Origin of the sequence: Demequina capsici, assembly GCF_032102965.1 — a bacterium.
Classification (GTDB): domain Bacteria; phylum Actinomycetota; class Actinomycetes; order Actinomycetales; family Demequinaceae; genus Demequina; species Demequina capsici.
On sequence record NZ_CP134880.1, the window covers coordinates 2,345,137 to 2,367,803 of the forward strand.

The window sequence follows — 22,667 nt, forward strand, 5'->3', positions numbered from 1 at the left end:
CGGTCACGGCCCGGCGATGAGCGCTTCGATCTCAGCCCTGTCGAGCAGCCGCTCCGGCCGCACCGTCCGATCGGCTGCCACGTAGTAGAAGGCGGCATCGATCTGGTCCAGGGGCAGCCCCGTGTGCTCCGACCATGCGAGCCGGTACATCGCGAGCTGGACCTCTCGTGCGGCCCGCTCGTGGTCGTCCTTCGGGGGCCGACCGGACTTCCAGTCGACGACGGTGACACGGTCGAGCCCCCCGCCTGCGGGAAACACGGCGTCGATGCGCGACCTCACCGAGACCCCTCCGAGGGGCAGCTCGACATCGACCTCGACGTCCGTCGGGACCCGCCGGGCCCACTCCGACGACTCGAAGCTCGCCTTGAGCGCCTCGAGGTCGACCGATAGGTCCTCATCGGGCCCGAGATCGTCGTCGTCGAACAGCGCGATCTGTCCGTAGCGGGACTCGATCCACGCGTGCAACGCCGAGCCTCGTTGGGCGGCGAACGTCGGCTCCTGCGGGACGGGCCGGCGAAGAGTCCGGGCGAACTCGTCACGGCTCCTGCGCATCGAGACGAGCGCCGAGGTCGACAGGTGCGACGGCATCGCCACCTCCGATGCGCCGCCGTGGCGTGCCTGACCCTCGGCGAGCATCGCGGCGATCTCGTTCGCCAGCGGCAGGGCGACCCCGTCGGGCACCGTGCCGGGCTCGCGCGCGATGACGCGACGTGCGAGGTCGCGCCTGCGTCGCTGAGGAAGCGTCTCAGGTCGAGGCCAGACGCCTTCCTGCACCCGGGGCGCAGGCGGCTCCTGGTCGTCCTGCGGCGCCGGCGCCCAACCCTCGTCGGTGACGATCCCGGCGTGACGCAGCTCCTCGATGAACTGCGAGGGGCTGCGCGGCTTCTTCCCGTCCGTGTACCAGGACCCTGAGACGAGCACGTGGCTCCGCGCACGGGTGAGCGCCACGTAGAACAGGCGTCGTTCCTCGTCGACTGCGTGATCTCCGGCAGCTTCACGCAGCTCGTCGATCGAGTCCGCGAGCGCCTTGTGGTCGGTGGCGGCTCGCCAGTTCCACACCGGCAGCGAGCGCGCATCCATCCTGAGCTCCCACGGCACCTCGGGGTCCCCTGAGAGCCAGGCGCCCTTCGACCGGCTGATCGAGGGGAACGAGTCCTGGACTGCGCCCGGCACGGCGACGACGTCCCACTCGAGTCCCTTGGCGGCGTGCACCGTGAGGATCTGCACCGCGCCGGGCTCGGGGTCTTTCACCGGCGCATCGAGCCCCCTTTCCTCGCTCCGCGCTGCCTCGAGCCAGTGCAGGAAGGCGCTGAGCGTCGCGTGCTCCGCACCTTGCGCGAAGCTGCGGGCGGCGTCGAGGAAGGCGTCGACGTTGCGCCTGATGCGCCCGTCGGGGCTCGCGACGTCCGCTTCGATGTCGAGCCCCCAGACCCGTTCGGTGAACGCGATCAGCTCGGTGAGGGGCAGGTAGGTGTGCTGCCGGATCTGATCGATCGCCCTCTGCAGGGATCGCAGGCGGGACCGCGCCTCATCGGTGAGGGCTCTGCCTTGCGAGCCGAAGGCGGCTGGGGGCTCCTGCGCGAGCGCATCCACGATGCTCGCGCCTGACTCGCGCGACGCCCTGGGCCCCGCGAGCTGCTCTGCCCAGTCCTGGAGCGCGATCAGGTCGCGAGGACCGAGGTTCACACGCTCCGAGGTGAGCAGGCGCATCAGCGAGTCTCCGCGAGACGGGTCGTGCGCCACCTCGAGCAGTGCGACGAGGTCTGCGACGTCCGGGGTGTCGAGCAGGCCGCCGAGCCCCACCACCTCGAAGTCGATGCCTCGGGCGGCGAGCGCGTCGACGATCATGGGGATGGTCGCACGACGGCGGCACAGCACGGCCGCCTCGACGGGCCGGTCGGGCTGATGGCCGAGCTCATGCCTGCGGGCGACGATGAAGTCGACGACGTGCTCGGCCTCATCCTCGAGCGTCTCTGCCATGTGCGCGGTCACCCCGGCTGCGGCGCGCACCGGCTCCGGGATGCCGAGGTGCTCTCCGCGCGACATGAGCGGCTTGACCTCCACCGAGGTCGCCTCGCGCAGGGGGTCGACGCTGGCGTTGGCCGCGTGCAGCACGCTCGCCTCGTTGCGCCACGACACGGACAGCGAGGCGTCGCGCGCGTCGAGCAGGTGCTTGAAGTCCTCGAGCGCCGCCGCCGAGGCGCCACGGAACCCGTAGATCGCCTGGTTCGGATCGCCGACAGCCATCATCGGGTGCTCGGTGCCGAACAGCTCGACGAACAGCTGCAGCTGTGCGGGGGAGGTGTCCTGGAACTCGTCGAGCAGCACGGCGCGGTAGCGGGCCCGCTCGGACTCCTTGACGGCCGGCAGGGCGGCGAGCTCCACGGCGATCGCGACCTGGTCGGAGAAGTCGAGCAGCGCCCCTGCGTGCTTGCGTGCCCGGAAGTCGTCGACCAGGTCGGTCATCGACCTCAGGGTCCGCACCGCCTTGATCCTGTCGGCGAGGGTCTTCGTCATCGCGGTGGGGGCCGGATCGCCTTGCTTCTTGGGCAGGGCGTCGAATGCGGCCGTCATCTGGTCGAGGTAGGAGCGCAACCTGTCCGTCGTGACGCCATGCTCCCGCAGCTGTGCCGAGAGCCGCGGGAGGGCTGAGCGCACGGTGCTCACCGCGGTGTCGGTGTCGACGTGGGAGGTCCATTCCTCGAGCGTCCTCGCGGCGAGCTGCCACAGTGCCGCGTCGGTGAGGACCGTCGAGTCGGGGTCCACTCCCACACGCAGACCCTGCTCGGCGGCGAGCGCCGCGGCGTACGCGTTGTAGGTGGCGACCGTCGGGGCGGGCCGCTCCGGATCCCGGGGCCGCGGTTCCCCTGTCTCCGGATCCCGGTCGAACACCAGGGAGATCCGCTCATCGGCGCGCGTGGCGATCTCTGCTGCCGCCTTGCGGGTGAACGTGAGGCAGAGGATCTCGTCAGGGCTGATCGGACGTCCGAACAGCTCATCGGCGTGGTCGAGCAGGTAGACGATGCGCATCGACAGCGTCTCTGTCTTCCCCGAGCCGGCTCCGGCGACGACGAGCGTCGGTTCGGGTCCTGCGCCGATGATCGCAAGCTGCTCGTCGGTGGGCGTCCTGCCAGGGTCGATGAGGTGGGCGAGCTCGCGCGCACCGCGATGCTGCGGGGTGACGACCCCGGGGATGCGGGAGGCCTGGTCCGTCATGATCCGCTCACCTGCCGTCCTGCGGCGTGCGCGGGGCATGAGCGTCGTATGGGGCAGTGGTCGCACAGGGCGTTGGGCCTGGCGGTGAACGTGGCGCCGCTCATCTCGGCGACGGCGCCGTCGAGCACGGCGCGGGCTGCGTCCTGATCGATGGGCGGCTGGGTGACGACGCTGCCTTCGCGGGCGGCGCCGGCGCCGACGAAGACGAGCGCGGCGTCCGAGGCACGGTCGACGCCGTCGAAGGCTCCCGCGCCTGCGACGAGCTGATACATCATCAGCTGGCCGTGGTCGAGGGCCTCGGCTGCGGTCACCTTCCTGCCGGTCTTGAGGTCCACCACGCGCGCCTGGTCGCCATGGACCTCGACACGGTCCGCGATCCCGGACACGACCGCCCGGCCCAGCTCGACGCGGAAGCCCTGCTCGAGCAGGACCCGGTCGGCTCGCGCGGCCTTGAGGTAGCCGGCGAGGCGCCGCACCATGTCCTGCGCCCTGCCGTAGGCCTCACGCTCGATCCACGTGTCGCGTCCGCCGATCTCCGACCATCGTTCGTCGAGCATGGCGAGCATGGCGGGTTCGCCACCGTCGGGGAACGCCTCGGCGATCGCATGGACGAGCAGGCCGACGTGCTGCGCGTCGGTGCTCTCGGCGGTGCCTCCCGCCGTCTCGAGCGCCCACTTGAGCGGGCATGCGCGCACCGCGTCGAGGCGAGACGGCGACACCCGCACCTGCTCGTCCGGCTCCCAGAACGGCTCGTCGGTCGACGGCGCGGCGACGCCGTGCCACTGTCCTGGGTCGGCACCCGGGACGCCTCGCGCGGCAAGGTCCGCGAGCTGTGCCGCGGCCCCTTCGAGGGTCGCGAGCGCGCCGGCGTCGCGGGGCTCGTCCTCGAGGCGCGCGACGGCACGGATGCCTTCCGAGCGCAGCCACCCGACGGCGGCGCGCAGGTCTGAGACGCCGCGTGCACCCGCGGTGCTGCGGCTCTCCACCCCGGCGGAGTCGCCGATCAGGGTCAGGAATCGAGACCTCTGCGACTCGGTGTCCTCCACCGCCGTGAGCACCAGCCGGGACCGTGCACGCGAGACGGCGACGAGGAGCGCCCTGGTCTCGTCGTCCAACACCGATCGTCGAGCGGCATGAAGGTCCCGCGGGCCGCGGGCCAGCACGAGCGCATCGTCGGAGTGGAGGCCGCCCGCATCCAGCACCTCTGCGAGCGTCTGCGCGCCCAGCACGGAGTCCCGGAGGCGCAGATTGGGCCACACGCCCTCCTCGAGACCGGCGATCACGACCACGTCCCATTCCCTGCCCGCGGCCGCGGCGGGGGTGCAGAACGCCACCGTGTCAGGGCTGCGTCCCTGCGCGCCCAGCGAGTCCGCAGCGAAGTCCTGGCTCTCGAGGTACGGCAGGAACAGCGCAGGCGGCACGTGCGGGAGCCGCTCGGTGTAGGTCTGCGCGGCGCGGAGCAACGCGATGACCGCGTCCAGGTCGGCATCGTCGCGCGCGGATCCTGCCAGGGCTGCGGCCCGCCACGACTCCGCGACGTCGAGCGCGTCCCACGCCGCCCAGATCACCGTCCCGGGGCTCGCGCCCGGCTGCTGCGCGCGGGAGCGCGCGGCGGCAGCGGCCCGGGACGCCTTCTCGGCCTTGCGCGCCTCGGGCCCGTCGATCGTGGCCCATCGTGCGGGCTCCCCCATCGCATCGACGAGCAGCTCGACGCTCGCACGCGACCCGCCGCCGGAGCGCTCCTCCCTCACGAGGGCGCGTCGAAGCCTGCGAAGCGCGACGGGGTCGAGGCCGATCAGCCGCGAGCCGAGCACCTGCAGCGCGGACTCCTCGTCCCAGGGCTCCCCGAGCGCTACCCGCAGGAGGGTGAGGAGGGGTGCGATCGCGGGCTCGAGGTGCAGCGCGGTCCCCTCGCCGAGCGGTTCGCACGGGATGTCGGCCGCAAGGAGGTCCGAGCGGATCGACCTGAGGAGCATGCTGGACCGCGCGATCACCGCCATCCGCCCCCACTGGACCTGCGGCGTTCCCAGGCCGTGCCGGGAGCGCCGCAGCTCAGCAGCGATCGCCCGCGACTGGGCGTAGCGGTGAGGGGTGGTGAGGACGGTGACCGGAGCATCGGCCCAGGCTGCCGAAGCCGCTCGCCGCACGGACTCCCGCGCTGTCGCGACGCCCTTCACGCCGATCCGTTCGGCCACCTCGGCGCTGACGGCGGCGAGCGCGGGCGGCTGGCGGTGGTCGGTGGCGATCTCCAGGCGCGTCGCCCCCGGCGCGACCGTCGCGAGCCGGTCAGGGACAGCGCCGCGGTAGCCCTGGACGGACTCGTCAGCGTTCCCGAGCAGGACGAGCCGTGCGCCGTCCTTCGACAGACGGGTCAGGAGCCCGTAGGTGGCTGCGGTGGCGTCGTGGGCATCGTCCACGACCACCAGGTCCCACGAGGGCCGCGCTGTCGACTCGCCCAACGTCGTGCTCCACTCGTCCAGCACGAGGGTGGCACGCGCGATCACCGCGGCCGGGTCGAAGCGGTCGCCCTGATCGGAGGTGAGGCGGCCGAGTGCGAGAACGTCCTCGTACTCGTCGTACAGCGCTGCGGCGGCAGCCCACTCGGGCCTCCCGCAGCGAAGCCCGAGCGCGGCGAGCTGCTCGGGTGCGATCCCCCGCTCCGCGGCCCTCATGAGGAGGTTGCGCAGCTCTTCACGGAAGCCGGGAAGCAGGGTCGCGTCCGCGGGCACGGCACCACCCCAGTCCAGAGGAGCGACCCTGCCGTTCGCGTGACCTTCGAGCAGCTCCTTGAGCACCACGTCCTGCTCCGCGCCCGAGACGAGCGACGGCCGGGCGGCGCCGAGCGCCGCGGCCTCGAGGGCCAGCACGTCGAAGGCCGCCGACGCCGCCGTGCGCACCACGGGACCGCCCAGCGGGCCGGAGATCGCGTGCGCGACCCGGTCGCGCAGCACCGCGGCCGCCTGACGAGTGGCGGCGATGACCAGCAGGCGCCGCACGGGGAGGCCTCTCCGCACAGCATCAGCCGCGATCGCCACCGCCAGGGTGGTCTTGCCTGTGCCGGCGCCGCCTGTCACCACGATGTCGTGCGTCGTCCGCGCGAGAGAGTCGAGCACGGCGGACTGCTCGGGATCGGGCGTGAGCTCCGCATGCGGCGGGGCCGCGACGAGCACCGGCGCGTGGCGGGCATCGGCGGTCATGGGGACATCCCACCATGAGCCCCCGACACGACGTCGGGGGACGCGCTGCTACGAGGCCGACGCCGCGGGCGCGGGCGACGGGTCCGCGTCAGGATTGGGCCAGGGGTTCACCTGGCACTCCGCAGGCATGGCGGTCTGATCCACCATGACGTCGGCACGATCGGACGAGCACTGCGCATCGGCGTGGTCCAGCAGCGTGCCCATGAAGTGGCTCAGCATGTACCGACGCGAGTCCGCGCGGTCGTCCCCGTACACCGGGAGCCCCGCCGACCAGTCGTACAGCGACAGCACCATGAGCGTCTGCGACGCGCACGACTCCGACATCATGTCCACGGTGCCGTCGGCGCCCGCGCTCGCCGTGGGCGCCGCTGAGCTCTCGACCACGGGCGCCGACACCGATCCCGCCTGGGGATCGCTGCACAGCGCGGCAGCCGTGCGAGGGCTGGCGACGACCACACGGATGTCCGCCACACCATCGGTGCGCGCGAACGTGATCGTGCCGCCTGAGCCCCAGCCACGGTTGTCGTCGAGCGTGCCCATGACGAAGTCGGCCAGCGCGGTGCCGTTGACCGTCAGCCCGTCCTCGAGCTCGATGCGCACCCACCTGACGGTGGCGGTGCCCTCAGGCTGCGGGTCGCTGCCGGCGACTGGAGTGAAGGTCTCGCCCGCCCGGAAAGGCACGTCCAGGTCGATCACGCCGGACTGCGCGTCCGCCTCGTCGAGCTCCCGGACGATGGACGGCGGCGCGGAGGGCTCGACGGACAGGCTGGGGAGGGGGCTCGCGGACGGCTCCGGGGAAGCGGTCACCTCGGGCGCCGTCAGACTGCGATAGATGCCCGGCACGAGGGTGGTGAACCAGCCCGCGCCGATGCCCACGGTGAAGGTCACGATGACGATGAGCACGATCTTGAGCACGGTGTGGGCGCCGATTCCACTGCGCGCGAACAGGCCCCGTCGCTCGCTCTCCATCCCCCTACGATAGAGCCAGGCAAGGCCATGACCGTACTCGGAGGTGCCAGGTGGAAGTCAGGATCGGCGTGCGAAACGTCTCCCGCGAGCTGTCGTTCGAGACCTCGATGACCGCGGAGGAGGTCGCGAAGGCCGTCGCCGCGGCGTCGGGCGGTTCGATGCTGGACATGACGGCCGACAAGGGCCGCCGCATCCTCGTCCCCGGCGATGCGCTGGGCTACGTGGAGATCGGCCAGGAGGAGCGTCACCGCGTCGGCTTCGAGGCCTGAGCAGGGGTAGGTCCCGATCGGTCAGGCGACCACCTGACGCGCATACTCGACGGCCTGTGCCGGCGCCGCATGCGCGATGTCGATGGTGAGCCCGTCCTCGTCACCCTGCAGCGGTTCGAGCGCGGCGTACTGCGACACCAGCAGGTCGACTCCTGCGAAGTGATCGGTGGCGCGGGTCCGCTCCTCGACTCGGGCAGAGATCGCCGTGAACGGCGCGGACAGGTGGATGAAGAAGACGCCCTCCGCCGCCGCGCGGAGGCGATCGCGATAGACCCGCTTCAACGCCGAGCAGGCGATCACCGAGTCCGGTCGCGCCGCCAGCCACGCGCCCACCTCGTCGAGCCAGGGCCATCGATCGTCATCGGTGAGCGGCTCACCCCGCGACATCTTCGCCACGTTCGCCTCGGGGTGCAGGTCGTCGGCGTCCCCGAAGGTCACCGCGAGCGACTCCGCCAGGCGTGCGCCGACAGTGCTCTTCCCACATCCGGTCACGCCCATCACCACGATCCGCACCGGTCCACTCTAGCCAGGGCCATTGCCCCGGAACACCCCTCCGGTACACTTGTGCACGACACCTGGCTGACCGGTCGTCATGAGAAGCGCTCGGGCCCCGCATGAGGAGGCCCCGCACTGAAGGAGTTTCGCGATCGGCTGCCTACGATCGCGCCTCCCCGGAGCGCCCCAACGCAGGGAAACCCCATGACAGACACGCACGCATCCGTGCAGACCGCAGACAAGACTTTCGCCGACTTCAACGTGAACCCGCTGATCGTCGAGGCGCTCGCCGACCACGGCATCACCGCCCCGTTCCCCATCCAGGCGATGACGCTGCCCGTGGCGCTCGCCGGCCACGACATCATCGGCCAGGCGAAGACCGGCACCGGCAAGACGCTCGGATTCGGCGTCCCGCTGCTGCACCGCGCCATCGCCCCTGGTGAGGACGGCTGGGACGGACTGGAGGACTCGCAGGGCAAGCCTCAGGCCGTGGTCGTCGCCCCCACCCGCGAGCTCGCGGTGCAGGTGGCTGGAGACCTGGAGACCGCATCCAGGAAGCGCAAGATCCGGATCGCTCAGATCTATGGCGGCCGCGCGTACGAGCCCCAGATCGACACCCTCAACAAGGGCGTCGAGGTCGTGGTCGGCACGCCGGGCCGCATGATCGACCTGCTCAACCAGGGCCATCTGGACCTCCGCTACGTCAAGACCGTGGTGCTCGACGAGGCCGACGAGATGCTCGACCTCGGCTTCCTGCCCGACGTCGAGCGCATCCTCGCCGCGACCCCCGCCTCGCGTCACACCATGCTTTTCTCCGCGACGATGCCTGGCGCTGTCGTCGCGCTCGCCCGCCGCTACATGATCCAGCCGACGCATATCCGCGCGAACGACCCTGACGACTCGGGCGCCACCGTCAAGGCGATCAAGCAGTTCGTCTACCGCGCGCACGCGCTCGACAAGGTCGAGGTGCTCGCACGCCTGCTGCAGTCGAACGGACGGGGCCGCTCCATCGTGTTCGCCCGCACCAAGCGCACCGCCGCGAAGGTCTCCGACGAGCTCCGTGAGCGCGGCTTCGCGGCCGGCGCCATCCACGGCGACCTGGGCCAGGGAGCGCGCGAGCAGGCGCTTCGTGCCTTCCGCTCGGGCAAGATCGACGTGCTCGTGGCCACCGACGTCGCCGCGCGAGGCATCGACGTGGACGACGTCACGCACGTGGTCAACTATCAGTGCCCCGAGGACGAGAAGACGTACCTGCACCGCATCGGCCGCACCGGCCGTGCGGGTCGCACCGGCACCGCCGTGACCTTCGTCGACTGGGACGACGTCCCCCGCTGGACGCTGATCGACAAGGCACTGGACCTCGGCTACCCCGAGCCCGTCGAGACCTACTCGTCGTCACCGCATCTGTTCGAGGACCTCGAGATTCCGGCCGGCACCAAGGGCCGTCTGCCCAAGGACAAGCAGGTGCTCGCAGGCCTCGACGCCGAGAAGCTCGAGGACCTCGGCGAGACCGGCAAGGCGGCGGGCCACGGCGAGCACCGCGGTGGCGACCGTGAAGGCGGACGCGACGGCGGACGTGGCGGACGCGGTGGCCGTGGCGGACGCGACCGCAACCGTCGTGGCGGCGGCTCCGGCGAGCGCTCCAGCGAGCGCTCCAGCGAGCGCTCGGGCGAGGGCCGCGGCGAGCGCAAGGAGGCGCCCAGGCGCACCGAGGGCGACGCGCCTGCCGCAGAGCGTGGCGACCGTCCCAAGCGCAACCGCCGTCGCCGTCGTGGCGGCTCGGGCGGGGGCTCCGGCGAAGCACAGCCGCAGCAGGCTCAGCCCGCCGGCGAATAGCACGCAGACATCGAGGCCGGGTCGTTCCGTGAGGGGCGGCCCGGCCTTCGTCGTGCTTGCGAGGCTGTCAGCCCCGCTGCGCCTGCAGCGCTGCGAGCACCTCGGGTGAGGTGACATTCTCGCCAAGCCGGTTGAGCTTGCCGGTGCCGTGATAGTCGGACGAGCCGGTGCGCAGCAGCCCGTACCGCTCGGCGAGCTGCGCGAGGTGGGCGCGGGTCGCGTCGTCGTGGTCGCGGTGGTCCACCTCGAGCCCGGCGAGCCCGGCTGCCGCGAGCTCGGCGATGGCGCGGTCCGGAACCGTTCGACCGCGGGCGTGCGCGCCAGGGTGCGCGAAGACGGGCACGCCGCCTGCCGCCCGGATCACGCCGATGGCCTCGGCCACCTCGGGCGCGTAGTGCGGGACGTAGTAGGGGGAACCGTTCTTCAGCACGTGCACGAAGACCTCGTCGCGGGTCTGGAACGCACCCCTGGCGACGAGCGCGTCGGCGATGTGCGGCCTGCCGACGGTCGCGGAAGCCCCTGCCCGCTCGACGACGTCCTCCCACTCCAGCGGATAGTCGACGGCGACGCGCTCGACGATCTCCCGGGCGCGCCCCACTCGCGCCTCCTGCGTGCGGGCCAGCATGTCGCGCAGCGTTGCGTCGTCCCTGCGCGGCCAGTAGGCAAGCATGTGCACCGAGACCCAGTGGTGGCGCGCCGAGACCTCGATGGCTGGCACGAGCCACAGGCCGTGTGCGTCGGCGGCGTCCTGCGCCTCGTCCCAGCCGTCCATGGCGTCGTGGTCGGCGAGCGCGACCACGTCGAGACCTGCCTCGGCGGCCTCTCGCATCACCTGGGCGGGGCTGCCGGTGCCGTCGGACACGGTGGAGTGGGTGTGAAGGTCGATGCGCACGTCGCCAGCCTAGGACGCGCACGACCCGTGCGCCGGAAAGGGTGCGCGGCGTCGCCCGCAGGGCCGCGGAGAGGTGCCGTGCGCGTGCGTCGGCGCCCTTCACCAGGTGAGACGATGCTCCCATGAACGATGACAAGGACGACCTCAACAAGGCGCGCACCGGCCGCCCCTCCTCCCCTGCCTTCAAGGAGTTCCTGGCGGGCGGCTGGGCAGAGCCGGAGGACACGGCGACCACGCTGATCGCGGCGGCTCCGTACGCCGCGGAGCGTCGCGCGCGGCTGAGCGCGCTGTTCCCCGGCAAGCGCCTCGTCGTCCCGGCCGGCGAGCTGAAGGCGCGTGCGAACGACACGGACTACCGCTTCCGACCGCTGTCCGACTTCGCGTACCTCACCGGGCTGGGCACCGACCACGAACCTGGTGCCGTGCTGGTCATGGAGCCGACCGACGAGGGCCACGACGCGACCCTGTACCTGGTCCCGCCCGCCGTGGCGGGCGACGAGGGCTTCTACGCCGATCCCAGGTCGGGCGAGTTCTGGATCGGCCGACGCCCCGGACTGGCGGAGTTCACGGCCATGACGGGCATCGCGACAGCCGACCTCGCGGAGCTGCCGAACGACATCAAGCCCGCCAAGCACCCCAGGCCGAAGGTGTCGCAGGCGCTGTCCGAGATGCGGTTCATCAAGGACGAGTACGAGATCCAGCAGCTGCGCGACGCCGTCGACGCCACGATCGCCGGCTTCGAGCGCGTGGTCCCCGAACTGCCGCGTGCGGTGGAGCACAAGCGCGGCGAGCGTGTGATCGAGGCGACGTTCGACGGGCATGCCCGCGAGGAGGGCAACGCCGTCGGCTACGAGACGATCGCCGCCTCCGGACCTCACGCCACCACGCTGCACTGGATCCGAAACGACGGCCAGGTGCGCACCGGCGACCTGCTGCTTCTCGACGCGGGCGTGGAGGTGGAGAGCCTGTACACGGCCGACGTGACCCGCACCTTCCCCATCGACGGCACCTACTCGCCGGTGCAGCGACGCGTGTACGAGATCGTGCTCGAGGCGGCGGACGCCGCGTTCGCCGTCGCCAAGCCCGGCGTGCGCTTCCTGGACGTCCACGAGGCCGCGATGGAGGTCATCGAGAGGCGCCTCACGGAGTGGGGAATCGTGCCTGAGCACGAGGACCCGGAGGCCAAGCTGTTCCGCCGCTGGATGGTCCACTCGACGTCCCACCACCTTGGACTGGACGTGCACGATTGCGCCGCCGCCAAGCGTGAGCTCTACATGGACGGCCTGCTGGAGCCCGGCATGGTGTTCACGATCGAGCCCGGCCTGTACTTCAAGGCCGACGACCTGACGGTGCCTGCGGAGATGCGTGGTATCGGCGTGCGGATCGAGGACGACGTGCTGGTGACCGCCGACGGCGTGGAGAACCTGTCCGCAGCGCTCCCCCGCACGCCCGACGACATCGAGGCCTGGATGGCGCGCCTGGCACGCTGACCCGCCCCGCCGCGGCGCCCGCGCGTGATCCCTCCACGGGGATGATGCGCGGGCGCCGCCGCGTTCACCCTGTCAGATCCCCGACCGGAAGGCACCCCTCGTGACGTTCGCCCTGTCCCTGCTCGACCTCGCCGCCATCCCTCCGCACGGCACGGCTCGAGACAGCCTGAACCACTCCGTCGACCTGGCGCGCGCCGCCGAGGCGGCCGGCTACACGCGGGTCTGGTACGCGGAGCATCACAACATGGCGTCCATCGCCTCGTCGGCGCCCGCGGTGCTGGTGGCGCACGTGGCGGCGCACACCTCCACGATCCGGCTCGGTTCCGGCGGGGTCATGCTCCCCCACCATTCGCCGCTCACCGTCGCCGAGCAGTTCGGCACGCTCGCTGAGCTTCACCCGGGTCGGATCGACCTGGGGCTGGGCCGCGCGCCGGGCGGCGACTCGGCCGTCTACCGGGCGCTGCGCTCGGACCCTGCTGCCGCCGAGCGCTTCCCGCAGGACGTGGTCGAGCTTCGCGCCCTGCTGGCCGGAGAGCCGCGTGAGGACGGTGTGCAGGCGACCCCCGGCGCCGGCACGAGGGTACCGCTGTACATCCTGGGATCGTCCCTCTTCGGGGCGCAGCTCGCGGCCGCCCTGGGGCTGCCGTACGCATTCGCGTCGCACTTCGCACCGCAGGCGCTGCATCAGGCGGTGGCGGTCTACAGGGACACGTACCGGCCGTCCGACGAGCACCCTGAGCCGTACGTCATCGCCGGCTTCAACGTGGTCGCCGCCGACGATGGCGAAGCGGCACGCGAGATGTTCGCGTCGGCACGCCGCGAGAGGGTGCGCCGCCTCATCATGCGCGGCCCTGCGGCCCCCGAGTACTCGGATTCGGAGATCGACGACTTCCTGCGCTCAGCCCAGGGTCAGCAGATCGGCGCGATGATGTCGCGCGTGGCTGCGGGCACGCCCGACGAGGTGCGGGCTGGTCTGGAGGCCTTCGCCGAGGAGGCGGGGGCCGACGAGGTCATCACCGTGCATGCGGCGCTCGACGCTGACGCGCGTGTGGAATCGGTGCGGCTGACGCGGCCGAGCGCGGGATAGCCCGCGCGACATAATCGCAATTGTCGGCGTCGGATCGGCGGCCATGGCAGATTCGTGGAATTTGTCACTTTCAGAAGTATCTTCCGTTGACGTGGTTTCGGGACTGGGAATAGGTTGCGATCACATTGGTCGGCCTTGCGCCGAACAGCCTGTTCGCCGGGGGCGCGTTGTGGGTTGGTTTCGAGGGGTTTCTGCGTCTGTGACGATGGCGCTGGGGGTATTGCTTGCCTCACCTGTGGCTGCGGCGGCTGTCGAGAGTCCGCAGATCGTGTCGCTGTCTCCAGCGACGGCGGTGGCCGGGTCGGTGGTGACGGTGCTCGGCTCGGGTCTTGATCCGAGCTTCGTGACCGTTGCCGCTGTGAACGGTGTCGCGGCTGAGGTTGTTGGTGGAACCGATACGGCGCTTCAGATCACGGTGCCGACGGCGGCGGGTTCGGGGCTGATATCGGTGACGAACAGTGAGGGCACGGCTGTGGCCGACACAGATCTGTTCATCGCGCCGAGCGGTGTCACGGCCGATCAGGTGACGGTTGCGCAACGCACGACGGTGGGGGCGGCGGTGCCGGTGGCGTTGCCGGCGGCGGGCCAGGTGGGTTTGCTGACCGTGCCCGCTGTAGCCGGGGACCGGATCGCGGTGGATGTCACGGGCAGCACGTTCGGCAACTCGACGTCGTATGCGCAGGTGAGCGTGATCGCGCCGGACGGGTCGCTGGTGGTGGCGCCGACGGGGTTCGCCAGTGCCGGCGTGTTCATCGAGCCGGTGGTAGCGACGCTTGACGGCACCTACACGGTCCTCATCGACCCTCAGGGCACCAGGACGGGCTCGGCTTCGGTCACCGTCTACGACGTCCCAGCGGATGTGGTGGTGCCGGCTGTCGCGGGCGGTGAGGCTGTGTCGGTGGCGACCTCGACTGCGGGTCAGAACGCGTCCGTGGTGTTCGCGGGCACCGCGGGTCAGCGAGTGTCGGTGACGTTGTCGGACTCCACGTTTGGGACATCGTCCACTTCAGTGCAGGTCCTCGATCCAGAGGGTTCTGTGGTGACGTCGACGTCGTTCACGTCGACGTCGACCTATATCGACACGCTCACGCTTCCCGCCGACGGCGACTACACGATCGCATTGAACCCTTCTCGCGCGATAACCGGGACGGTCGACGTGCAGGTCGCTGATGCGTCGTCGGCTGTGATCGCAGGCGCCGCCGACGGCAGCAACATCACGGTCACCACCTCGACCCCGGGCCAGGACGGCGAGGTCAGCTTCGACGCTGCCGCCGGGGACCGGATCGCGGTGCGGACCTCGTGGACGACGTTCGGCTCCACCTCCGCGACGATGGTGCGACTTTCGCTGGTCTCGCCCTCAGGCGTCACCGTGATCCCGCTCACAGCGCAAGGCTCCAACTACTTCATCGAGCCCGTCACACTGCCCGAGACCGGCACCTACCGGCTGGTCGTGAATCCGCCCGGTTCGCAAACCGGATCGGTCGGCCTGAACCTCTACACCGTTCCAGCCGACCCGGTAGTCCCGACCACCACCTCCGGCGATCCCGTCACGCTCACCACTGCCACCGCCGGCCAGAACGCCTCCGTCGTCTTCGCGGGCACCGCAGGACAGCGGATCTCTCTGACGTTCACGGGTTCGACCTTCGGCACGTCATCCAACGCGGTGAAGATCCTCCGTCCGGACGGCACCATCCTGTCCTCGGCCACCCTTAAGACGACTTCGCTATATCTCGGTGTATTCACCCTTCCCTCCGACGGTGACTACACGGTCGTGGTCGACCCGTATCGCAACGTCACCGGGCACGTCACCATCAAGGTGTTCGACGTTCCACCCAACCCCACCTACGAATACACCGTCGACGACGCGCCGCTGGCGATCGAGGCGGCCGCCCCAGGCCAGTACCTGACGATCACCACGCAACTCACGGCCGGGCAAACCTACGGATTCGCCGACTACGGCGCACCCGGCACCCGATCCGTGGTGATCTGGTCGGACGCGGGCACCCTTGCACTGAGCAAGACGTTCACCACCACGAACGCCTCCGCGACCTTCACCGCCGCCACCACCGGCACCTACACAGTGACCGTCAGCCCGCAGACACCGGTCTACGGCGCATGGCATATGACGATCTTCGACCGTGTCGCAGCACCACTGGTGACACTTCCCCCGACCGAAACTGCCTGGCACACCCAAGACACGTTCCCTGTCTCCTGGATCGCCTCGAGCACCGGCGAGACGATCACCGGATACGCCATCGCCCAAGACTCCTCACCCACCACCGAACCCACCGACCTCACCACCACCACGACCTCCGCGACCATGACCTTCCCCGAAGGCGACAGCTGGCTCCACGTCCGCGCCGTCCTCGCAGACGGCACCCTCGGACCCGTCACCCACCAACAAATACACGTCGACACGCAAGCACCCACACTCGGGGCCCTGAGCAGCCCGACACACCCTGACCCCACCTCGGGGTACGGAGAAGCCAACGTCTCCCTGACCTGGGACGCCGCAGAAGACGCGACCGGAATAGCCGGCTACAGCGTCGACGCCTCGCAGAGCTTCAGCGGTCAACCCGATGCGGTCGTCGAAACCGACGAGACCACCTACACGTTCAGTATTCCAAGCACGGGGCTTTGGTATCTGCGCGTGCGACCTATTGATCTGGCAGGCAACGTTGGCGCCGCCCAGACTTATGAGGTCAATGTCGATGTAGGCGCACCAGCGGCACCCACCGTGACAGCCTCGCACCAAGATGGCATCGCCTCGAGCCAGCAGACTCTCGTCGCCGACTTCACGTCGGGCGACGGTGACCCGGTGGCGAGCTGGTCAGCGGTCGTCGACCAGTCCCCAGACACGGTCCCCGACCCCGCGAACGGCCACGCAGAACCCCGACTCGTCCAAACCCTCACACCAGGCACGTGGTGGCTGCATGTGATCGCCGGCGACACCCTTGGCCGCTGGAGCTCCCCGACACACCTGCAGGTGATCGTCACCGAAGCCGGCGTCGTCATCATGCAACCCGCACAATCATGGGTGTGGGCCGAGACATCGATCAACGTGGCCTGCGCAGACGGGCCCGACGGACTCAGCCTCGCAACCATCTATTCCGACGGAACCACAAGCATTGTCGGACCGCTCACCGCCGACGGCAGCACCTGCAACGCCACCTGGGATCCGACCCTGACAGCTGGCGGCGACCGCATCTGGCCCGACGGCGACTACAACCTCACCGTCGTCGACGACACCGGCGAGGAGGTCTCCGACCGGGTCCCCGTGACGGTCGCGGTCGACTCCAGCGCCATCGACCGCCTCATCGCCGACTATCGAGCAGGCGTCATCAACGCAACACAGTTGGTAGATCTGATCGTAGGAGGCCTCGACGGCGACGACTCCGTGCCCAACCACTACGCAAGCGACGCGTCCGACGGAAGCATCACTATTGAACAGCTGATGCAGGCACTGGCACTCCTCGACGAGGAAGCCCGCCAAGCTGCGCTCGAGGCGCTCGCAGGCAGCACAGACGCCGCCACACAGGAACCGGCGCCGCCGCTCACGCGAGACTCCACCGATTCATCTACAAGCGGCCTCCTCACGTCCATGGCGACATCCTCGACGGATACTGAGCCAACGTGCACGACGGGTGTCGTGACGAGGACGGAGCACTGCTGGATCCAGCTGGACGAGTTTCTCATCACGTACCGACCCACAAGCGTGGGAGTTTCGGACGGCTACGAGGGCATTCCGCCACTGGTTCAGGCAACCTACGACGCGCTGGTGTACGCCAAGACCACGTATCAGGGGATGGGTTTTGCCACGACATCCGAGGTCGTCAAGGTTGAACTCGTCAGCGGCGGACTGCTCAAGCCCGGCGTTGGAATGACCACCTCTGGCAGCGACAACCGCACGATCCAGATGAACGTCAGCAACATGACAAGCGACCCGACCACTGTCTACTACCTCGCGAGCCACGAGTACTTCCACATGGTCCAATACCAGTACTTCAACATTCTTGACCTACTGTGGAGCAGCCCCTACTGGTGGATGGAAGCCACCGCCGAATGGGCAGCACACCAAGTCCAGGAACAGCCCTTCTACCCTGGCCAACGGTCCCCGCGATATGCGTCGCAGATCGGCACGTTTCTCAGCTCATCCGGGCAACTCGCTCAAGCGAACACGTCCGTACTGGTTCCGGACGGCCCCGAGTACGGCGCGTTCCTCCTGGCCGAGTACCTCGACGAGGCCTTCGGCGGCGCCGAGGCAATTCGCTGGACGTGGCAGCGGATCGGATATCACGGCCTGGGCGTCAGCCCCCTCAACGCCATCGACGACTACGTTCAAAGCCAAGGCGAGACCTACTCAGAGTCGATCGAACAGTTCCGCCTGTGGAACTACATCCTCTCCGACGACGGAAACTACCCAGACACCGCCGAAGCCGAGCGAATCGGGTATACCGATCCAGACGCCAAGGCGGGAGGCAGGTGGCGAGACAGATTGACCCAGGTGACGGGCGACGGAGAAGAGTATCGACGGATTACCTCAGCGGCGGGTATCGATCCTGAAACGGATGACGCCTCAGGCGCCGCCACCGCTGCGGCGAGCAACACCGCATACCTTGAGATCGCAGTCCCGGCCGGTGTGGGCGGCAACGTGACGCTCACCGTGACGAGAGACGCATCAGAGGACATCTTCAGCGACCTCGACGACACCCGCGCGTCCGTGATCCCGGTTGCGGACTACCCGCAACTGTGCGGCGACGTCCAGCCGCTGCACCGCACCGCTGTAGACAGCCCCGCCACCGGGACGACCGTTGACGCGCTTCAGATCACGTTCGAGGTCCCAGCCGCCTGCGACACCGTCACCCTCGCGATCACCAACACTGACAAGTCCGGACCCCCAGACCACTTCAACTGGACCGCCACGGTCGAGACCACCGGCTACGGCCTGAGCAACGGGACCATCGACCTCGGCATCGGCCTCAACGGCGCACCGATCGGCAGCGGCGTCGGACTGCGACTGGCGAACGACCCCGACTCCGAGGTGCTCGTGCAGGGCTGCCTGTGCACCTCGTGGGGCGTGGCCGACGGAACACAATCCGGATGGGTCAACACCACAGCCGGCGACTACACGCAAGGCGCCCTCACCCACGTCGACTCGGACGCCACCGCCACTCGAGTAGACGTCAAGTCCAACCTCGACGACACACTCGACATCGACCTGAACTACCACGCTTCCGACAGCACCTACCTGTACGCGGTCGACGTCAGTGTGACGCGAACCGCCACCACGGCTACGAGCGGCACCGTCCTGTTCGACTACGCCCTGGACTTCGACGTCCCACCATTCACGTTCTACGAGTCTGCAGTATGGGAGGCACAAGACTCACAGCCTCCCTCCTATGTCAGCATCGCCAGCCGCGACGGCTTCCACACCGGCAACCCGCTCACAGATCCCGCCAACGTCGGCACTCCGATCGTCTGGGGAGAGACTTTTGGACCATACGACCAAGGCGCAATGGTTCGCCTCGATCTCGGAGACCTCGACGTCGGCGAGATGGCAAGGTTCACAATCTACGTCGGCGTCGCACCCGACGAAGCCACAGCCGAGGCCGCGCTCGAAACCGTGCCCCACTCCCTATCCGCCCAGTTCAACACGGACGCCGAAGTCGCACTGTTCGCAGTAGGAGCACCCACACACATCCCCGCAATACAGAACCCGCCACAGGTGCTTCCATGAGTACGCGGACACACATCACCCGGCCTGTGACCGCGCCGCGCCAGTATTCGCAGCCACGACGCGAACGGACTGCGCTCAAGCCGGGCTCGTCCTATTGACGAGTGACCGCTCACGAAGGAAGGCGACACCCATGACCACACGAATATCACGCCCCACCAACGGCGCATCACGACCACGAAACCTCGGCACGAAACTCACAAGACCACTCGCTGCGACAGTCATCGTCAGCGCCGCCGCCCTGACACTCACCGGATGCATCGTCACCTACGACGCAGCAAAACCCGAACTCCTCGTCGTCAACGACTACAGCGAAGACGTGGTAGCTGTGATCGAGGGACTCAAGTCTGAGATCGATACGCCGGTGGATGCGAGTCGGGCGAATGCCATGGTGGTCGACAAGTGCATGGGCACAGCCATCAGAGTCGAGACGACCTCGGGCGACATTCTTGGGAGAGTCGAGGAACAGGCCTGCCCCGGTTGGACCCTCACCGTCAACGAGGACGGCACGCTCACGTACACAGAGGACGGCAAGTAGTCTCCACCCTCCAGACGCTGCCCGGTTCTCTCGCCGCGCCCTGCAGGAACCCCTCACCACCAGCCCGACCGGACAGTAGGTCATCACGCACGGTCATGGCGACGACGGCACCCTGACGGTGATTCACTCCCCTGTCTAGAGATTCCCGAGACACTCGGCGAGGCGGCCCACTCCCCCACTCTCCGTGGACCGAAAAACGCTCGACGCGAGGTTGTGAGCACATACATTTCCGGGCCACAGTTTCGGGACGGTACCTTCCTGCGCACAGACCACGCGATTGGCTAGGCACGTGGCCGATCCCGAATCCGATCGACTCTCGGACGCCGAAGACATCCACGCCGGAGCCGCTCGCCGGGCTCCCGTCACACCCCGACCTCAAGCACCCCTGCCTCCGAGCCACGTCTGCGTGGCACCAGCCCTCGCGACTGCCCCGCACCGCGATCGCCGCCAGCAGTGAGAGAAGCCCGCGTGGGGTCGCACCCGTCTACATCTCCGCGACCGGATCCAGCGGCGGGTAGGCCTCGAGCTCGGGGTAGACCATGACGCCGGCGCCGTGCGACTTCTGCGGCTTCCAGTGTGCCGCGAAGCAGGGCGCGATGGAGCGCCACAGGTACTGGTGCTCCATGGGCGGCTCGCCACGCTCGTACCACTCGTTGACGGAGTAGGCCACGATGTCCGCGAGCTGGATGAGCTCGCGGTCCAGCGTGCCGAAGTGCGAGTCGATCCACAGCGGCTTGTCCAGCACGGGCTCGAAGTGGGGTCGGTTGTGCTCCCGCTTCTCCAGCGCGGTCCGCGCGGCGTACATGGCGCCGCTCCTGAAGTAGGCCTCATGCTCGTCCTGCTGGTCGGCCACGAACAGCGCGCCCTCGCCGCGGTTCACCTGGTCGAGCGTGAGCGCGACGCGCTCGTACAGCCGCGTGTACGCGATGGCGAGCGGGTCGGTGTCCTCGCCTGTGAGCGCCATGGCCCTCTTGTCCACGAGGGCCGCGAAGATCAGCGGCCGGAACTTGGCGAACAGCTGGCCCACGTCGTTGAGGAACCTCTCCATCACCTCCGGGTCGTCCAGCTCGCGCCAGCCCTCGGGCAGGAAGCGGGCGCGCTCGTGGCCGCGCAGGCGGCTGGAGTGCGTGAGGAAGCGGCCCTTGATCTCTGACAGGTTCCAGTCCGGGGAACCGACGGAAGCCGGGAAGTAGTGCCGTTTGATGCCGAGGATCTCGTGCCCCAGCGCCTCGCGGGAGGAGTCATGGATGCCGACTGCGGCGAGGATGAACACCTGGCTTGGCGATCCATGCCCGCCGTGCCTGTGCTCGAGCGGGGCGGTGTCACCGCATTCGTCGATGTAGAACAGCAGCATCGCGTGCCTCCTTGCACCTGCTTCGAGCGTACTCGCAGGCAGGACGGCGAAGCCAGCGTGTCACCGCAGGCTCAGGCGGCGCGCTCTGCGAGCATCTTGACGCCCAGCCGCATCTGCTCGGGTGGCAGGTAGAACGGCAGCCGGAAGTGGCCGGCGGCCGCGCCGGGGATCACCTCGAACGACGAGCCCGGCGCCACGGGGGCACCTGCCGCGGATGACCGCTCGGCGAACCTGTCGGCGTTGCCCTCGCCGAGCCTCACCCAGAGCGAGGGGCCACCTTCGGGCTCGTGCCACGTCCAATCGAGGCCGTGCTCCTTGACGGCGCCCCGGGTCGCGTCGAGCGATTCGCGCAGCACCGCGATCCGCCACGTAAGCGTCTCCTGGTAGTGCTCGCGCAGCATGCGTGCCGCGATGCGCTGGAAGACCGCGGGCGATCCCAGGTCCATCGCGGCACGACGGTGCCGCAACTGGGCCGCGAGCGTCGCGTTGGTGTGGAGCCAGCCGATGCGCAGGCCGCCCCAGAACACCTTGGACATGCCGCCCACGGTGATGACGGAGGCGCCGGACGCATACGAGGCGAGCGGACGACGCGGGCTGCCGTCGAGCGCGAGATCGCCGATGGTGCGGTCGTCGATGACGGTGGTGCCCACGGCTGCGGCGGCGGTGAGCACCTCGAGCGCGGACTCCTCGCTCATCGCGGTGCCGGTGGGGTTGTGGAAGGTCGTGAGGTAGGCGAGGTCAGGCCTGCTTGCTCGCAGCAGCTTGGCGGAGGCGCGCGCATCGAGGCCCTCGTCGCGCATCGGCAGCGCGAGCGGGCGCGTTCCGGAGGCCTGGACCGCGTCGAACACGCCTGGGTACGTGATCGATTCGAGCGCGACGGGCTTGGCGGGGCCGGCCAGCATGGTCACGACGAGCCAGAGCGCCTGCTGGGCGCCAGAGGTGACGACCACCTCGTCGGGCCGTGCCGGGACACCCTGCGCGCGCAGGTGATCCGTGACGGCGAGCACCAGCTCGCGGTCGCCGAGCGCGGCGTAACCGTTGCCGATGGCGGGGCTGCCGCCGATGAAGCCGGACAGGTCCGCGAACGCCTCGGTGACGATCGGGGCGGGCGGCGGCGAGGCGGTGTTGAAGGAGATGATCGGCTCGTACCGGTCCACGAGGATCTTGCTGAAGCGGTCCTGCGCGGAGAGCGCCATCACGCCGCGCGACAGCGATCCCAGACGGGGCGCCGCTCCGGGCTTCACCTCGAGCCAGCCGATCTCGCGCAGCTGCTGGTACGCCGCGGTGACGGTGTTGCGCGACAGGTGCAGCTCGGTCGCGAGCGCACGCTCGGACGGCAGGCGCGCGCCGTGCTCGAGCGAGCCCGACTCGGCCAGGGCGACGATCGCGTCGGCCAGCTGCTGGTACAGCGGCCCGCGACCCGACTGCCAGTGGTCGAGCACGGCGGTGAGCTGCTGGGCTGCGGTGAGCATGCGCCCATCGTGGCCGGAACCGGCACCTTCCAGCAAGTGCCAGTGCCGGGCGAGGCGGCACCTGGACCACGGTGCCAGTCTTGCTCGACGACTCGGACGACGCCGATCGTCCCACGGC

At 69.4% G+C, this 22,667-nt stretch carries 13 protein-coding genes; 6 read left to right on the plus strand and 7 right to left on the minus strand.

Going from position 1 to position 22,667, the window contains the following annotated elements:
• Positions 1–3 precede the first annotated feature (3 nt).
• From RN607_RS11200 to RN607_RS11210, 3 genes are read right to left on the minus strand one after another with little or no spacing between them, the layout of a single operon-like run.
• A complete protein-coding gene (locus tag RN607_RS11200) occupies positions 4–3,216 on the minus strand; it encodes an ATP-dependent DNA helicase (protein WP_313542651.1) in 3,213 nt (1,070 codons plus the stop codon).
• Positions 3,213–6,413 carry a PD-(D/E)XK nuclease family protein gene (locus tag RN607_RS11205; protein ID WP_313542653.1) on the minus strand — a complete coding sequence of 1,067 codons (3,201 nt, stop codon included), beginning with the start codon at positions 6,411–6,413 and terminating at the stop codon, positions 3,213–3,215. The genes RN607_RS11200 and RN607_RS11205 overlap by 4 nt, the downstream gene beginning before the upstream one ends.
• 48 nt (positions 6,414–6,461) lie before the next feature.
• Positions 6,462–7,382, minus strand: coding sequence for a DUF3152 domain-containing protein (locus tag RN607_RS11210; RefSeq protein ID WP_313542655.1), 921 nt, complete (start codon positions 7,380–7,382; stop codon positions 6,462–6,464).
• A 68-nt stretch (positions 7,383–7,450) separates the two neighbouring features.
• Here RN607_RS11210 and RN607_RS11215 point away from each other — a divergent pair, with 68 nt between their 5' ends.
• Positions 7,451–7,651, plus strand: coding sequence for a DUF3107 domain-containing protein (locus tag RN607_RS11215; RefSeq protein WP_376784165.1), 201 nt, complete (start codon positions 7,451–7,453; stop codon positions 7,649–7,651).
• Between the two features lie 21 nt (positions 7,652–7,672).
• Here the strand turns inward: RN607_RS11215 and RN607_RS11220 are convergent, their stop codons facing one another.
• Positions 7,673–8,164 (minus strand): gluconokinase, encoded by a 492-nt coding sequence (locus RN607_RS11220; protein ID WP_313542660.1) that lies wholly within the window; start codon positions 8,162–8,164, stop codon positions 7,673–7,675.
• A gap of 186 nt (positions 8,165–8,350) precedes the next feature.
• Here RN607_RS11220 and RN607_RS11225 point away from each other — a divergent pair, with 186 nt between their 5' ends.
• On the plus strand, positions 8,351–9,982 hold the full coding sequence (locus RN607_RS11225) for a DEAD/DEAH box helicase (RefSeq protein WP_313542661.1): 1,632 nt from the start codon (positions 8,351–8,353) through the stop codon (positions 9,980–9,982).
• Positions 9,983–10,049: 67 nt separating this feature from the next.
• Here the strand turns inward: RN607_RS11225 and RN607_RS11230 are convergent, their stop codons facing one another.
• Positions 10,050–10,874 (minus strand): PHP domain-containing protein, encoded by an 825-nt coding sequence (locus tag RN607_RS11230; protein WP_313542663.1) that lies wholly within the window; start codon positions 10,872–10,874, stop codon positions 10,050–10,052.
• Positions 10,875–10,996: 122 nt separating this feature from the next.
• Between RN607_RS11230 and RN607_RS11235 the strand changes: the two genes are divergently transcribed.
• The 4 genes from RN607_RS11235 (at position 10,997) to RN607_RS11250 (ending at position 19,723) form a co-directional block, all read left to right on the plus strand.
• A complete protein-coding gene (locus RN607_RS11235; protein ID WP_313542665.1) occupies positions 10,997–12,364 on the plus strand; it encodes an aminopeptidase P family protein in 1,368 nt (455 codons plus the stop codon).
• Positions 12,365–12,464: 100 nt separating this feature from the next.
• The gene (locus tag RN607_RS11240) at positions 12,465–13,451 is read left to right on the plus strand and encodes an LLM class flavin-dependent oxidoreductase (protein WP_313542666.1); all 987 of its coding nucleotides are present in this window, start codon (positions 12,465–12,467) and stop codon (positions 13,449–13,451) included.
• A gap of 199 nt (positions 13,452–13,650) precedes the next feature.
• Positions 13,651–19,188: a hypothetical protein gene (locus RN607_RS11245; RefSeq protein WP_313542667.1), complete on the plus strand. Its 5,538-nt coding sequence runs from the start codon at positions 13,651–13,653 to the stop codon at positions 19,186–19,188.
• A 130-nt stretch (positions 19,189–19,318) separates the two neighbouring features.
• A complete protein-coding gene (locus RN607_RS11250) occupies positions 19,319–19,723 on the plus strand; it encodes a hypothetical protein (protein WP_313542669.1) in 405 nt (134 codons plus the stop codon).
• A 484-nt stretch (positions 19,724–20,207) separates the two neighbouring features.
• Here the strand turns inward: RN607_RS11250 and RN607_RS11255 are convergent, their stop codons facing one another.
• Both RN607_RS11255 and RN607_RS11260 read right to left on the minus strand, forming a co-directional pair.
• Complete coding sequence (locus tag RN607_RS11255; protein ID WP_313542672.1) at positions 20,208–21,077, minus strand: DUF3800 domain-containing protein; 870 nt, start codon at positions 21,075–21,077, stop codon at positions 20,208–20,210.
• A gap of 71 nt (positions 21,078–21,148) precedes the next feature.
• Entirely contained in the window at positions 21,149–22,549 is a 1,401-nt protein-coding gene (locus RN607_RS11260) for an aminotransferase-like domain-containing protein (protein ID WP_313542673.1), read from the minus strand.
• Between the last annotated feature and the right edge of the window lie 118 nt (positions 22,550–22,667).

Excerpts from the sequence above, each read along its gene's own strand:
- RN607_RS11200 (WP_313542651.1), bottom strand. The coding sequence starts at position 3,216 with ATGACGGACCAGGCCTCCCGCATCCCCGGGGTCGTCACCCCGCAGCAT.
- RN607_RS11205 (WP_313542653.1), bottom strand. The coding sequence starts at position 6,413 with ATGACCGCCGATGCCCGCCACGCGCCGGTGCTCGTCGCGGCCCCGCCG.
- RN607_RS11210 (WP_313542655.1), bottom strand. The coding sequence starts at position 7,382 with ATGGAGAGCGAGCGACGGGGCCTGTTCGCGCGCAGTGGAATCGGCGCC.
- RN607_RS11225 (WP_313542661.1), top strand. The coding sequence starts at position 8,351 with ATGACAGACACGCACGCATCCGTGCAGACCGCAGACAAGACTTTCGCC.
- RN607_RS11235 (WP_313542665.1), top strand. The coding sequence starts at position 10,997 with ATGAACGATGACAAGGACGACCTCAACAAGGCGCGCACCGGCCGCCCC.
- RN607_RS11250 (WP_313542669.1), top strand. The coding sequence starts at position 19,319 with ATGACCACACGAATATCACGCCCCACCAACGGCGCATCACGACCACGA.
- RN607_RS11255 (WP_313542672.1), bottom strand. The coding sequence starts at position 21,077 with ATGCTGCTGTTCTACATCGACGAATGCGGTGACACCGCCCCGCTCGAG.
- RN607_RS11260 (WP_313542673.1), bottom strand. The coding sequence starts at position 22,549 with ATGCTCACCGCAGCCCAGCAGCTCACCGCCGTGCTCGACCACTGGCAG.